General features: G+C 69.3%; 14 protein-coding genes. 4 read left to right on the top strand and 10 right to left on the bottom strand.

Annotated elements, in window-relative coordinates; genetic code table 11:
* Positions 1-276 precede the first annotated feature (276 nt).
* Complete coding sequence (locus ACH495_RS27415) at positions 277-555, bottom strand: septum formation family protein (RefSeq protein ID WP_396860584.1); 279 nt, start codon at positions 553-555, stop codon at positions 277-279.
* Between the two features lie 244 nt (positions 556-799).
* Here ACH495_RS27415 and ACH495_RS27410 point away from each other — a divergent pair, with 244 nt between their 5' ends.
* From ACH495_RS27410 to ACH495_RS27400, 3 genes are all read left to right on the top strand, one after another.
* Entirely contained in the window at positions 800-1,654 is an 855-nt protein-coding gene (locus ACH495_RS27410) for an META domain-containing protein (protein ID WP_396860583.1), read from the top strand.
* 729 nt (positions 1,655-2,383) lie between these two features.
* Positions 2,384-2,989, top strand: coding sequence for an RNA polymerase sigma factor (locus ACH495_RS27405; protein WP_396860582.1), 606 nt, complete (start codon positions 2,384-2,386; stop codon positions 2,987-2,989).
* A complete protein-coding gene (locus ACH495_RS27400; RefSeq protein WP_396860581.1) occupies positions 2,986-3,936 on the top strand; it encodes a CU044_5270 family protein in 951 nt (316 codons plus the stop codon). The genes ACH495_RS27405 and ACH495_RS27400 overlap by 4 nt, the downstream gene beginning before the upstream one ends.
* A gap of 525 nt (positions 3,937-4,461) precedes the next feature.
* Here ACH495_RS27400 and ACH495_RS27395 read toward each other — a convergent pair.
* Positions 4,462-4,686, bottom strand: a complete 225-nt coding sequence (locus tag ACH495_RS27395) for a hypothetical protein (RefSeq protein WP_396860580.1) — start codon at positions 4,684-4,686, stop codon at positions 4,462-4,464.
* Positions 4,687-4,893: 207 nt separating this feature from the next.
* On the opposite strand from ACH495_RS27395, the gene ACH495_RS27390 reads away from it, so the two are divergent.
* Positions 4,894-5,043, top strand: coding sequence for a hypothetical protein (locus tag ACH495_RS27390; protein WP_396860629.1), 150 nt, complete (start codon positions 4,894-4,896; stop codon positions 5,041-5,043).
* Between the two features lie 70 nt (positions 5,044-5,113).
* Here the strand turns inward: ACH495_RS27390 and ACH495_RS27385 are convergent, their stop codons facing one another.
* From ACH495_RS27385 to ACH495_RS27350, 8 genes are all read right to left on the bottom strand, one after another.
* Positions 5,114-5,779 carry a TetR/AcrR family transcriptional regulator gene (locus ACH495_RS27385; RefSeq protein ID WP_396860579.1) on the bottom strand — a complete coding sequence of 222 codons (666 nt, stop codon included), beginning with the start codon at positions 5,777-5,779 and terminating at the stop codon, positions 5,114-5,116.
* The gene (locus tag ACH495_RS27380) at positions 5,776-7,842 is read right to left on the bottom strand and encodes a prolyl oligopeptidase family serine peptidase (protein WP_396860578.1); all 2,067 of its coding nucleotides are present in this window, start codon (positions 7,840-7,842) and stop codon (positions 5,776-5,778) included. Before ACH495_RS27380 ends, ACH495_RS27385 begins: the two co-directional genes overlap by 4 nt.
* Positions 7,839-8,753, bottom strand: coding sequence for a polysaccharide deacetylase (locus ACH495_RS27375; RefSeq protein WP_396860577.1), 915 nt, complete (start codon positions 8,751-8,753; stop codon positions 7,839-7,841). The genes ACH495_RS27380 and ACH495_RS27375 overlap by 4 nt, the downstream gene beginning before the upstream one ends.
* Positions 8,750-9,700 (bottom strand): ABC transporter substrate-binding protein, encoded by a 951-nt coding sequence (locus ACH495_RS27370; protein WP_396860576.1) that lies wholly within the window; start codon positions 9,698-9,700, stop codon positions 8,750-8,752. The genes ACH495_RS27375 and ACH495_RS27370 overlap by 4 nt, the downstream gene beginning before the upstream one ends.
* A 22-nt stretch (positions 9,701-9,722) precedes the next feature.
* Positions 9,723-10,955: an amidohydrolase family protein gene (locus ACH495_RS27365; protein WP_396860575.1), complete on the bottom strand. Its 1,233-nt coding sequence runs from the start codon at positions 10,953-10,955 to the stop codon at positions 9,723-9,725.
* Between the two features lie 19 nt (positions 10,956-10,974).
* Positions 10,975-11,757 carry an amino acid ABC transporter ATP-binding protein gene (locus ACH495_RS27360; protein ID WP_396860574.1) on the bottom strand — a complete coding sequence of 261 codons (783 nt, stop codon included), beginning with the start codon at positions 11,755-11,757 and terminating at the stop codon, positions 10,975-10,977.
* Positions 11,757-12,713, bottom strand: coding sequence for an amino acid ABC transporter permease (locus tag ACH495_RS27355; RefSeq protein ID WP_396860573.1), 957 nt, complete (start codon positions 12,711-12,713; stop codon positions 11,757-11,759). Before ACH495_RS27355 ends, ACH495_RS27360 begins: the two co-directional genes overlap by 1 nt.
* Positions 12,714-12,957: 244 nt before the next feature.
* Positions 12,958-13,437: a hypothetical protein gene (locus tag ACH495_RS27350; RefSeq protein ID WP_396860572.1), complete on the bottom strand. Its 480-nt coding sequence runs from the start codon at positions 13,435-13,437 to the stop codon at positions 12,958-12,960.
* Positions 13,438-13,898: the final 461 nt, after the last annotated feature.

Genomic DNA, 13,898 nt, shown 5'->3' with positions numbered 1-13,898 from the left:
CTTCATCCACTCAAGAAACTGATTGAGACGCGGTGGGTAGCCGCTCTTCGACATGTGCGGACGCCGCCCTCCCACTTCCGCGGGAGCGCCAGCGCTGACGCCTTCGGTGCCGCCGAAGAGGTCATCGAGCAAAGTGCCCTGGTCAGCAGGTATCCGGTGGGACTTGAGTCTCAGCCCGGACTACCGCCCTTCCGCCATCTACGAGTAGACGACTCTCCGCGCGGACCTGCCGCCCCGACCCAGGGCCGAGGCGGCAACCGAATCCCGCCAGCCCACCTAATCGCGCCGGGGGCCCGTCTCGTACGAGGTGCCGGGCGCCGACCACGACCCGACGTACTCAAACGGGTGCGGCCGGACGCAGCCGGTCTGCTCGAAGGCGCCGAAGCGGTCCTCATTCAGGCACCCGAAGGCCAGCGGTGACGGGCCCCTCAGCGCGTCCTGCAGGCTGCCGGCGTGCTGCGCCGGGTGGTCGTCCGGATGCCGCTGCGCGGAGCCGCCGTCGGCCGTGTCGAGCTCAAAGATGTCGCACCGGAACCAGCGACTGCCCCCTGCCACCGCCCGGAGACGGAGGCGCTACCTGCACCGTCAGGCGAGCGCCCCGCCAGTCGCCACCGACAACGCGGTCGCCTTCGCGTCGCATTCGGGCTTTTGCGAACTCTGGGCGCACCCGACGTCCCTCCCGGCCGTTAAATAGGAGCAGGAGGTTCGGTAGCTCGCTACATGAGCCCCGGAGCCTGGCCAGAGCCCGACCGGAGGAGCCGAGGTGGTACGACGGGTTTGCCTCGCGACGCTGGTCGTGATGGGTGTGCTGCTCGCCGGATGCAGCAGGCAGAGCCACCCGGAGCGCGCGGATCCGCAGCCGATCTCGGGAACTAACGGGCCTGTGGCGCCGATGGCGCCGGCGTCACTGATCGGTTCCTGGACGATCGCCGACGTTGCCGACCCCGGCGCGGGCACGATCCTGCGCCTCGCGGACCGTGATCTGGACCTGATCGGCAGCCGCTGCGGCACTCTGGGCGGATCCTGGCGGGCCAGCAGCGACGGCACCTTCCTCGCGGACATCTTCACGGCTACCACCACCGCGGTCGAAGGCATCCCCGGCTGCGCGAAGGCCAGTCAAGAAACCCCCGAATGGCTGCGCCGCGTCACCGCCTACCAGTTCGACGGCGCAGGACGACCCGTGCTCCTGGACGCACGAGCGCAACCGGTCGCCCGACTGATCCCCGGGGCGACACCGACCCCCGAGCCCGACAAGGCCGACGACCTACTGGAACCGCCGGTGATCACCGACGACGCCCGCCGGGCCCTGACACCAGCGGTCGCCCTACCGACGAAGCTAGTTCCGGTGGACCGACACCGCCTGGCGGGTCGCTGGGTACCCCTGACGGGACACAAGGCCGCATACGTCAGGTTCACGGCCGATGGTGAATGGCGCGGATCCGACGGCTGCAACGACGAAAGCGGTCGGTGGATCACCGCTGCCAGCGGCACACTACTCACGACCGAAAGAGGAACCACCCTGGTGTTTTGCGCCGACAGTGTGTCGGTCGGAGGATGGCTCGTGACGGCCCGACGAGCAGGTTTCGACGGTCAGATCCTGGTGCTCCTCGACGCCCAGGGCACGGAGACAGGTCGGTTGCTTCCCGCGAACTAAACGCCGTCCCGTCGACTGCGGCTGCCCACCATCGGCTGGCGCGCGCCCGCATCACCGCAGGTTGAAGCCGTCTGCTCGAGCCGGGTCCGGTGAGCACATCGGGCTCGGTGACCACCTCGCCAACCTGCGCCCACTTGCAAGGCAACGCCGCTCAACGGCTCCTTGCCGCCTTGACCTGCGCATACCCCCCTACCACAAGACATAGAGTCCTGTCGATCTCTGAACTAAATCGTGGAGCACTCCGTGTTGAAGCAGGACGCTGCGCCGATTCTGACCTGCGAAAACAAGAACAGACGCCGAACCCTGGCTCCCCGAAATCGACGGCATCTTCGAAGAGTCACGGCTCTCAGAACTGCTGGCCGACCTGCGATCTGCGGTTCACCGCTGACCGAAGCTCAGTGCAGGCTGCTGCGGCAGTGTCCGTCTCGGGTCGCCGCAGCGGCTCAGGACGCCAAGCGCCGCGTCAGCCGACAGCTGAGGACTGAAGTGGCCCCTATGGGTCGGGCACCTCGATGTGTGTCAGGGACTGTTGATGAAGCCTTTCGTAGGCGTCGGGGCTGACGTTACCCAGACGGCTGTGCCGGCGGCGAGGGTTGTAGAGGCCTTCGATGTAGGAGAAGACCTCCCAAGAGGCACGCACCGGTCGAGCGAGCATCGAACGGGCGAACTCATCTGCCGGCTCGCGCATAGAAGGAACGTCAAGCAGGGATCTTTAGGAGGCGGCTGAAGGTGATCAACACGGATGGCTGCGTCCAGCGTGCCCGGTCTGCGGTGGAGGAAAGCACTGACGCTGAGGTCGTCAGGGACTCGCTAACGGAACCTGCGCGGTTCGGCCTGCTGTACGAGCGGCATGCCAAGGTGCTGCACATCTACGCGTACCGGCGGCTGGGACGGGAAGCCGCCGAGGACGTCGTGGCTGAGACGTTCATGAAGGCGTTTCGAGCTAGACGGACGTATGACCTCAGCCGCCAGGATGCTCGGCCTTGGTTCTTCGCAATCGCGATCAGGGAGATCGCCCGTCATCACCGCATCGAGCAGGCCAGGTATCGCGTTCTTCTGCGGTCTGCTGACGACCAGCGTGAAGAGTGTCATGCCGATCGGGTAGCTGATGCCGCCTCGGCTCAGATCTGGCGTAGGCCGCTGATCGAAGCGCTGATGCGGCTCACACGTCGCGAGCGGGACGTGCTGCTCATGGTCGCGTGGGCTGACCTGACGTACGAAGAGATCGCGCGAGCGCTTGAGATACCCCTTGGCACGGTCCGATCGCGGTTAAATCGCGCCCGTCAGAAGATCCGTAAATATCTACCCGACGACATCGCCTTGGAGAAGATGTGAAAGACTTGGATTTGGTCAAGCGACTCGGGGAGGGCCTTGACCCCGACGAGGATGAGTCATTTGCCGCCTTGCCCACCAATGCTTTCCGCGACGTACCGCGCAGGCGACCACTTCGGCCCTGGCAAGCCGGGGTGGCGGCGCTTGCCGCGTTGGGCATCACTGCAGTGGTGGCGGGAAGTTGGCTTAATCTTTACGATCCAAGTGAATCAGGGGCTACCCCTCGGGCCGCCACTGTCCTCGACAACGCCGCCGCAGTCAGCCAAGAAACCACCATCTCGCAACCCCAGCAAGATGCCTACATCTTCACCGAGACGGTCAGCAGCTACCCGGCGCAGGTCCAACAGCCCGACGGCTCTTTCGAGATCATCCGTGATGCACCAACTCTGACACAGGTCTGGCTTCCCGTGGACCCCGCGAAGGCCGGCCAACAGCGGCAACGACCCAAGGACGGTAACGCCGGGTGGGGACCTTGGATACCGCTGCCTGCATGCCAGCAGAAGCAGGGGCGGGCTTCGGTCACGAACGGCAGCAGCTTCTCGGAGTGCACGCGGGGTGTTCTACCGGCGGACTTTCCCACCGACCCCTCCGCTGTGTTGGCCTGGCTCAGGGGAAAGGTTCCGACTGGCGCACCTAGCCCAGGCCCGTCCGCTGGTAGGCCGTTCGAAGGTCAGGAGGCGCTGGCGTTCGAACGGGCGAGCAGCCTCCTCATGCAAGGAACATACCTGCTTCCTGACCAGCGAAGCGCGATCTTCAAGGCTCTGGCGCAGCTCGAAGGGGTTGAGGCGGCGCGCGATGTTCAAGACGGTGCAGGGCGGCAAGGCATCGGCATCTCAGCTGGCGGTAGTGAAGCACTGGTTTTCGACTCCATCTCGTTCGCGTTTCTTGGCACCACCAGCTCGGCGGTCATACGACAGATTCCAACCCGGGAATCCGGCAAGACCCCCTAGTTGCATTGCTCGTGGACGTTGGGGACGGTGCTGAGGTCTCTGAGTAGCGTTTCGTGGTTCTCGAGGTAGTGGTCGGGGCCTGTTGCCGCAGGGCCCCGACCCCGCGAACGGTAGATGGTGGGCGGAGCAGGTCGATTCCAGGGGATCGTCCGGCTTGGCGCCGTTGGTGTGTTCCAGCCGCGGGCGAGGTCTACGGGCGCCGCGACAGTTCGGCGAGACAGCCCAGCAGCCGCAGCATCTGCGGGCTGTCGAACCCGACCTACACTTTCATGCAACCGAACACTCCTCCCTACTGCTTCACCACGTCGCTGGTGGCCCGGGAATCGAGCACCACGGGCAGGCCTCCAGTGGTTGACCGCTTCCATAGTGGGCAAGCCGGTGTTCGGTTCGTTGGCGAGGAGCTCGCCTGCAGCGATCGAGCCAGCCTCGAATGGAATCCACAACGGCGTCGACCAGCGCAAGCTCGCTGCGTGCATTGCCACGGACGTGAGCCACCCCCGCTTCATGCAGCTTCTTGACCATGGCCTAGTCGCCGGAGGAACCCCAGAAGTAGATCTCACCGGGCTTGCCCTCAGTGACGTGCAAGACCGCACAACGGCCGAACCAGCTTCGCCGGGCGAGCGCGTTGAGCGCCTCGACGTGCGACCGGGTCAGCTTGGTGGTGCCCACGTGCTCAAGCGCCTCCGCCTCGTTGACCGGCTGGATCGTCCCGTATTCGGGTTCCTCAACCTCGGCCACCACCCGAGACATGTCCAATATCGAATGCGTACCGGACATGCCGTGGCCCGCTACTGCCTCGACCCCCGCGGACTGGTTCTTCGACCCCGCCTGGAACTACTACCCCGACTGGCTACTGCTCGCAGCCGTCGACACCTACCACGCGTGCTCGGCACGGCGCCCGGTCCCACGTGGCAGGGCTGCCGGGATGTCGCGTTGGATGCTGGGCCGTGATGGCCGCTGTCAACGGTGGCCGTGATGACGCAGCACCCGTCCGCTCTGCGGGTTACCGACGACGGGCGGCTGCACGCCGACGGCGAGCCAGCGGTCGTCTGGCCCGACGGCAGCCACCTCTGGGCCCGCGACAGCGTCGTTCTTCCGTCCGAATGATCACCTCCTGACCGCGTGAGTCGTTGACCCCTACCCGGCGCAGTGCCTGTCTCACCGACGTGCGCCCCTCTCAGGACGCGGGATCCAGCGGCAGGGCCATCGCACCGACCGCTACCTCCGGCAGTGTGGTCACGTCGGCGAGGACGGCGCGCAGCGTGAACTCGGCGACGAACGTGGGCACGTCCACCCGCGGCGTCGGTCGACCGGCGTGGGCCATCCGGATCGTGTTCAGGTTCATGCCGGAGATGAGTTCCTGGGCCAGTACCGGGTCGACCGGCCGCAGCGAGCCGTCAACGTGCCCCGCCCGGACCAGTTCCTGGATGTCCCGGCGCAGCTTGTGGGCCTTCTCCCGCCACTCGTGGAAGTCGGGCGCGTCCATCAGCTCGTCCCGGTGCACGCCGGTCAGGTCGTAGGGCGAGGCGAGCAGGTGATGGGTGTCGAACCACACGTACCGGTAGATGCGCATCGCCGCCGGTTGCGGCAGTGCGAGCACCTGCCGGGCGACCTCGGTGGGCCGCTCCAGGCTGTATCGCAGCAACTCCTCCACGATCGCCTGTTTGTTGGGGAAGTGGAAGAACAGCGACGGCTGGCGTACGCCCACCGCCTCGGCGATGTCTCGCGTGGCGGTGCCGTAGTAGCCGCGGACGGCGAACTGCCGGGATGCCTCCACCAGGATCTTCTTCCGGGTCGCGGCGCCCCGCGTGGGTCGGGGTGCCGCCTGCTTGGACGTGGTCACTGTCGAAGTCCTTCCTGCCCGTGCGACGTCAACCGGTGGCCGGTGGCCGTGCCGCCGGGGATCGGCAGGTCCATCGTGTCAGCCGCCCAGGCGAGGAGTGCGGCATGGAAGGCGGCCGTTTCGCCTCGGCCGGGCGGCGCCCAGTGCCCGCGGGCGGTCAGGTCGACGCGGAACAGCACGGCAGTTGGGTCGATCTCGTCGGCGCGGAGCCGCGCGACCCAGCGTGCCGGTTCCCAGACCGACACGCGCGGATCGTTGAGCGCAGAGGTGATCAGCAACCGGGGCCGCACGCCGGGTGGCGGCGGATTGTCGTACGGGGACCAGGACAGCATCCACCGCAGGTCCCGCTCCCGGCGCGGGTCGCCCCACTCGTCGCGCTCCACCACGACCAGGGGTGCGGTCGGGTCGGACATGGTGGTGACCGGATCGACGAAGGGCGCCTCGGCGATGACGCCGGCGAACAGGTCCGGCGCCAGGCTGTAGGCGGCGCCCGTGAGCAGGCCGCCGGCGGACAGTCCCCGGGCGACGATCCGGTCGGGGTCGACCAGGCCGGCGCCCAGGTGCCGGGCGACGTCCACGAAGTCGTCGAACGTGCGGTGCTTGTCCGCCATCCGGCCGGCACGCCACCAGGCCCGCCCGAGTTCACCGCCGCCGCGCACGTGCGCGTGGGCGTAGACCACGCCGGCCTCGACCAGCGCCAGGCGGGCGGGCTCGAACGTGGGTTCGATGACGGTCTCCCACGCGCCGTAGCCGTACAGCAGGCACGGGGCGGTGCCGTCCAGCGGCACGTCCTGACGGCGTAGCACGGTGACCGGCACCCGCGTACCGTCGCGGGCGGTGACGGTGAGCTGCTCGACGAGCGTCGGGGCCGCCGCGGCGGCCGGCGCGGCGGCGAGCCGGACGGTGACCGCGCCGGTGCGCAGATCCAGGGTGTCGAACCGGGGCGCCTCCCGTAGGCCCTGGACGGCGAGGCACACGGTGCCGGTCGGGCTGTCGTACGGGCCGACGGCGAAGGTGGTGCCCGGCTCGGCGACGTGCTCGGTGACCGGCTCGACGCGCTCGGGGTCGAGCACCCACAACGCCGGCTGGCCGCCCTGCCGACCGGTGCCGACCACCAGGCCGTCGTGGCCGGTCAGGGTGCGCGGGCGCCGGGTGGGCGCGGGCGGCAGCAGGATCCGGATCGGATCGGTGTCCGCCCGGTGCCCTCGGTGCAGGGCGACCGTGTACCCGTCGTCGCCGGTCTCGGCACCGACCACGAGGTGCGGCTGCCCGTGCAGCAGCAGCGGTTCGACGAAGTAGTCGTGCCCCTCGGTGCGCCCGCCGGCGCTGCGCGTCTCGCCGCCGGCGGTGGTCAGGTCGAGCAGCCACTCCTCGGCGGTCAGCCGGGCGGCGGCGCGTAGGACGGCGTACCGGCCGTCACCGCTGGTGCGCAGGTCGAGGTGGAAACGCTCGTCGTCCTCCTGGTGCAGCAGCACCGGCGGGTCGCCGCCGTGCCGGGGCCGGTGACACCAGAGCTGGTACGGGCGGTCGGCCGCGTCGTGCGTGATCGACAGTAGCCGTTGTCCGTCCGGGCTCCAGAGCAGTCCGTAGTAGACCCGGTCGGACAGTGTCCGCTCCCGGCCGGTGTCCAGCTCGCGGACCCGGAGCTGGTAGGCCTCGCCGCCGGTGGTGTCGAGGGTGTAGGCGAGCAGTTCGCCGGTGGGGTCGACGGCCGCGTCGCCGAGCCGGACGAACCCGGTGTCGGACAACTCGGCCACGTCGAGCACGACCTGCTCGTCGGGGGCCGCACCGGGCGGGCGGCCGGTCCCGGCGCGGACCAGCCGAGGGTGTTCGGCGCGGTCCGGCCAGTGCCAGTGGAAGGTCGCGTCCCCGGCGGACCACGTCGGCGTGGCGGCCGTCGCCGGGAGCAGCTCGTGGGCGCGGCGGGTCAGCGCCTCCTGGCGGCCGGCGTACCGCCGGGCCTGGTCGTCGTGGAAGGTCCGCTCGCGGCGCAGGAAGTCGCGCAGCGCCGGCCCGCGGCCGGGATCGCGCAGCCAGCCGAGGTCGTCCGGGGTGGTGGTCATCGGGGGCCTCCGGCGGTGAGGGTGTGTGCGGCCAGGTCCCGGTGGGTGGCGAACCACACCGCGTCGTCCTGCCGGATGTGGTCGAGCAACGCGGCCAGCACCGCGAGCGGCCCGCGCCGGCCGATCAGGTCCGGGTGCAGGGTGAGCTGGAACAGGCCGTGCTCGGCTCGGGCCGCCTCGTACTCGCGCCGCCACGCCACCCCGAGCGCGCCCGGGTCGGGCACCGGCCGCAGCGCGGCGTGCCGGTCCATGACCAGGAACGCGGCGTCGTCGCGGGACCAGTCCACCGGTATCTCGGCCAGCCCGGACGGTACGCCGTCGAGCAGGAGTTCGTACGGGTCGTCGTCGGCCATCAGCGAGGAGTCGTAACGCAGTCCGGCGTCGCGCGCGAGGTGCAGGGTGTGACGGGAGGTGCCGAGCGAGGGGGTGCGCTGCCCGACCGGGCGGGTTCCGCTCAGTCGCTCCAGCTCGTCGAGGGAGCGGGCCAGCAGGTGCGCCTCCTCGTCCCGGTCGAGCAGTTCCGGACGCTCGTGGATCCAGCCGTGCGCGGCGATCTCGTGGCCGGCGGCGACGATGGCGCGTACGTCCCCGGGGTGCAGTGCCGCGGCGACCGCGGGGACGAAGAAGGTGGCCGGCACGGCGAGCCGGTCGAGCAGGTCGAGGATGCGGGGCAGGCCGCGCCGGGAGCCGTACTCGCCGGCCGAGAGGAGCCCGGGCCAGAGCTGGCCCTCGCGCAGCCACGGCGTCTCGTGGTCCACGTCGAACGACAGGGCCACCGCCACCCGCGCGTGGCCCGGCCACGGTGCGGCGCGGCGGCCGGCTCGGACCCGGTCGACCTCGGCGGCGACCCCGCCCAGGGGCCACCGCCACGGTGGTGTCCCCTGGGCGGGGGTGCCGCTGTCGTCGGTCACGAGAACAGCGGCTCGTCGACGATCTTGTTGATCTCGATCGTGTCCACCAGGATCCGCTCCTGACCGTACTTGGCGTACAGGGCCTTGATGGTGCCGTCGGCGAGCAGCTTCTTCAGCGCGGCGGCCACCGCGTCGCGCAGTTCGGGCGCGTTCTTCGGGATGCCGGCGCCGACCCAGCGGGGCAGGTATCCGAACGGCCGGTCGGCGGGCGTCACGATGTCGTACGCCGCGCCCTCGGCCTTGGTCTTCAGGTCGGCGGCGGTGGCGACGCCGAGGTAGACCGCGGCGGCCTGCCCGCTCTTGAGCGCCAGCAGCGCGTCGGAGGTCTTGGGCAGTTCCTTGACGGTCATCTTCGGCTTGTTCTGCCCGGCGCAGTACGTGTCCAGGTCCTTGAAGTAGCCGTCGTTGACGTTGCCGCCCTCGACCGAGAGCGTCCGGCCGCACATGTCCCGGATGTCGTTGATCTTCTCCGGGTTGCCCTTGGCGACCAGCAGGATCTGGCCCTGCTTGGAGTAGTTGACGAAGTCGAGCACCTTCTCCCGCTCGGGGGTGTCGCCGATGCTGGCCAGCACCATGTCGTGCTTGCCGGCCTGGAGCGCGGGGATGACGGCGTTGTAGTCGACCGAGGTCCACTCGGCTCTGGTGCCCAGCGTCGCGGCGATCGCGTTACCCAGGTCGATGTCCAGGCCGATGAGCTTCTGCTCGGCGTCGAAGTACTCGAACGGCGGGTAGGGCGCGGAGGTGACGATGCGGATCGACTTCTTGTACTGATCCGGGAGTGTCTTCGCGGCCTCGGCGTCGGTACGTACCGTCAGGCCGTTGATCGTGACGGCGGCGTCGGCGGGCGCCGACGCGTCGGTGGAGTCGGACCCGCAGCCGGTCAGGGCGAGGGTGGCCAGCATGCTGCCGGCGACGACGGTGGTCAGGAGGCGGAGGGTGGGACGCATGGCTGCTCCTTGACGGAGAGGATCAGAGAGTGTTGCGGTGCGGTTCGCCGTCCTTCATCACCAGTCGCACGGCGCCCGGGGCGCCGAGGACGGAGATGTCGGCCAGCGGATCCCCGTTGACGATCAGCAGGTCGGCGCGGCGGCCCGGGGCGACGACGCCGAGATCGTCGCGGCCGATCAGCTCGGCGTTGACCGAGGTGGCGCTGCGCAGGGTCGCTGCGGCGCCGAGGATCTCCGCCTTGAGCTCCAACTCGTGGTTGAGCCAGGCGATCTCCTCTCCGAGCAGGTCGCTGCCGGAGCCCATCCGTACCCCGTGCCGGGCGGCCACCTCCAGCGAGTGCAGGGCCGCGTCGGCGGCGCTGTCGACCTTCTCGGTGATTTCCGGGGGGTAGTCGTAGCGTTCGGGGTGCCGGCTGGCCATCACGTAGGTGGCGACCGTGGGCACCAGGAAGGTGTCGTGCGCCGCCATCAGGCCGGCGGCCTCGTCGTCGAGGAAGTTGCCGTGCTCGATGGTGCGCGCGCCGGCGCGCACGGCGCGGGTGATGGCGATCGACGGGAGGGCGTGCGCGGCGACCGGGACGCCGGCCATCTCCGCCTCCTCGACGATGATCCGCAGTTCCTCCTCGGAGTACTGCGGCCGGTCGAGCTTGTCGGTCGGTGAGGCGGCGCCGCCGCTGGCCATCACCTTGACGAAGTCCGCGCCCATCCGGACCTGTTCGCGTACGGCGCGCCGGACCTCGCTCACCCCGTCGGCGATGGAGAACACCATGCCGTAGTGGCCGCCGCGGCACGGTTCCTCGGTCTGGGCCCGCGAGCGCATGTCGCCGTGCCCACCGGTCTGGCTGAGCATCCGGTTGCTGATGACGATCCGCGGTCCGGGGATCATCCGCTGCTCGACGGCCTGCTTGAAGCCCCAGTCGGTGCCGCCGCAGTCCCGCACGGTGGTGTAGCCCAGGTCGAGCACGTGACGCAGCCGGTGCGCCATCTTGAACGCCATCAGGCTGGGGCTGTACCGGTCGGCCTGGGTCTCGAAGTAGACGTCGACGGCGCCGATGTGCACGTGGGCGTCGATCAGTCCGGGCAGCAACGTCCCCCCGCCGCCGTCGATCCGGTCGCCGCCGGTCGAGGTGCCCGCGCCGTCGGTGTGGACCTCCTGGATCAGGCCGTCGGCGACGACGACGGTGACCCCCTCGGCGAGTTCGGCGCGGACGCCGTCGAACAGGGAAACGTTGGTCAGGATCGTGGGCTGCGGCATGTGCGGTCTCCCGGCGGGGTCAGAGGACTTTGGAGAGGAACGACCGGGTACGGGCGTTGGTCGGGTGGTCGATCACCTGGGCCGGCGGCCCGGACTCCACTACCACGCCGTCGTCCATGAAGGTCACGGTGTCGGCGACCTCGCGGGCGAAGTTGATCTCGTGGGTGACCACGATCATCGTCATGCCGTCGGCGGCGAGCTGCTTCATCACGTCGAGCACGTCACCGACCAGCTCCGGGTCCAGGGCGCTCGTGGGTTCGTCGAAGAGCATCAGTTGCGGGCGCATCGCCAGTGCCCGGGCGATCGCCACCCGCTGCTGCTGGCCACCGGAGAGCTGCCGGGGAAACGCCTGGGCCTTGTCCGCCAGGCCGACCCGTTCGAGCAGCTCCAGACCGTGCGCGCGGGCCTTGGCCCGCGACTCACGACGCACCCGGATCGGCGCCTCGACCACGTTGTCCAGCACCTTCATGTGCGGAAAGAGGTTGAACTGCTGAAAGACCATGCCCACCGAGGTGCGCTGGCGGGCGATCTTCCGCTGCGGAAGTTCCTGGAGGTGGTCGCCGACGCGGCGGTAGCCGATGTACTCGCCCGCCACCTCCAGGCTGCCGGAGTCGATCTTCTCCAGGTGGTTGACGCAGCGCAGGAAGGTGGACTTGCCCGAACCGCTGGGGCCCAACAGGCACACCACGTCGCCGCGAGGCACCTGGAGATCGATGCCGCGCAGCACCTCCAGCCGGCCGAAGCTCTTGCGCACGTCGACGGCTCGCACGACGACGTCCGGTGGGGTCGGTCCCACGCTCATCACGCCTCCTTCGCGGTACGCCGGGCGCGCAGGCCGAGCAGCCGGGACCACATGGACGGGGGTGCGGCCAGGTGGCCGCGGCCGAACCGGCGTTCCAGCCAGGCCTGCGGGAGGGACAGCAACGTGGTCAGCGCGAGGTACCAGAGTGCGGCCACCACGAGCAGCGGGATGACCTGGTAGTTCTGGGAGTAGATGCGCTGCAGGTTCGTCATCAGGTCCTGGCCGGCGATGACCGAGACCAGGGCGGTGGTCTTGAGCATCGTGATGACCTCGTTGCCCATCGGCGGGATGATCACCCGCATCGCCTGGGGTAGCACGACCCGACGCATCGTCGCCGCGGGGGTCATTGCCAGAGACAGCGCCGCCTCGGTCTGGCCGCGCTCCACCGAGCTGATGCCGCCGCGCACGATCTCGGCGGCGTACGCGACCTCGTTGAGGCCGAGCGCCAGCGTCGCGGCCAGGAACGGGGTGATGATGTCGCTGGTGCGGCCCTCCAGGAAGACCACGTCGGTGAACGGGATCCCCAGTTGGAGCGTCGGGTACAGCGCGCCGAGGTAGCCCCAGAAAATGATCTGTACCAGCACCGGGGTGCCGCGGAAGAACCAGATGAAGGCGCGTGCGAGCCCGGACAGGACCGGGTTCGTCGACAATCTCATGATCGCTACCGCGGTGCCCCCGACGATGCCGATGACCATGGCCAGGGCGGTCAGGTAGAGCGTCACCACGACGCCGTCGAGCGTCACCGGGGCGAACAGGTAGTCGCGCACCACCGGCCAGTTGACATTCGGGTTCCGCAGCAGTGAGGACAGCATCGCGGCGGCGATGGTCAGCACCACCAGCGCGCAGACCCACCGCCAGGGATGCCGCAGCGGACGTACGGTCAGGGCCGGTCGAGCCGACGAACGGGCCTGTTGCTCGGAGCGGGACGTGCCGTCCCGCGTGGGTGTCTCGTTCATCTCCGCCCTCTCGGGCCGACCACCTCGGATGCGTTACGTGGGTGGCGAGTGCACCGCAGCCTATCGAAAGATAGGTAAAGCGCAAGAGCGCAAACAACTACTCTCCGTAATGCTGCGGACCGGCTGACCACGCTGGGCGGCCAGCCGGTGCGCCGGGCGTCAGAGCGCCAGGTAGAGGCGGACCAGGGGCAGCGCAGTCATGCCCAGCTCCTGGTAGAACGCCCGGGCCGCCTCGCGGAACGGGTCACCCCGGTGGCGAGCGACGCGACGTCGGCGCCGGCCGCCTCATCGCGTCGAAGGCGCGCGCGCAGCGCCGTGCCGACACGGTGCCGCCGTCGGTCTGCTGCCACGGCGATGATCTCAAGCTCGCCGTTGCGCCGGTCGGGGCGCGGCCCACCAGGCGGCGAAGCCGAGCAGCACCTCTGCCGTCCTCGGCGACAACGACGTGCCGGTGATTCCGCGGGTTGTGCCGTCCGAGCCACATCTCGCGGTAGTCAGCACGCCAGGTGCCGTGCTGGTCGACCATGACCGCATCACCCACGATCGACTGAAACGAGTCCTCGTAGAACGGGTCGAAGGTGGCGATGGTTGGTTCGAGCAGGGGCTCCAGGTCGGCGGCACGCAACGGGCGTAGAAAGATGTCAGTGCCTTTTGTCTGAGGATACGTCGAACAGCGCGACCTGATCGGCACGTCGGGCGACTCGCGACTCAGATCAAGCCGCACCTCAGCGGCAGGTCCGTCCCGCAGCGTGGCACTACATGACCGGCACTCCAACCCCTCCCCGACCCACCCTTCGGGCAACCGATCGACAATTCCTGGAATCGCCGAGCATGTATTCCATGGCTGTTCGGTCCGCCGGCGCCAGACACCCCGCCGGAAGCGCAAGCCGTAAACAGATCCCCGCCGGCCCGCCACCGGGCGCTGGGAACGATGGCGCCAATTCCGGCTGGAATGGATCCTGGTTGCCCGTGGCCAGCATCCTGCTGGCGGCGGCGCTCACCCGGCCGGCGTTGCGACGCCCGACGAGCACGATTCCCGGCGACCTCGGCGGCCCCACGTTGCAGGCGTGGCGGGTCACCTGGTCGGAGCACCTGGTCGAAGCACGCCCTCCGCACCGACCCGGCCGACCTCTGGCACTCGAACACGTTCTACCCCGAGCGGTACACGTACGCCTACGGCGACGC

Source organism: Micromonospora sp. NPDC018662 (genome assembly GCF_044391475.1).
Classification (GTDB): Bacteria; Actinomycetota; Actinomycetes; order Mycobacteriales; family Micromonosporaceae; genus Micromonospora.
This window is presented reverse-complemented; position numbering and strand designations above follow the sequence as displayed.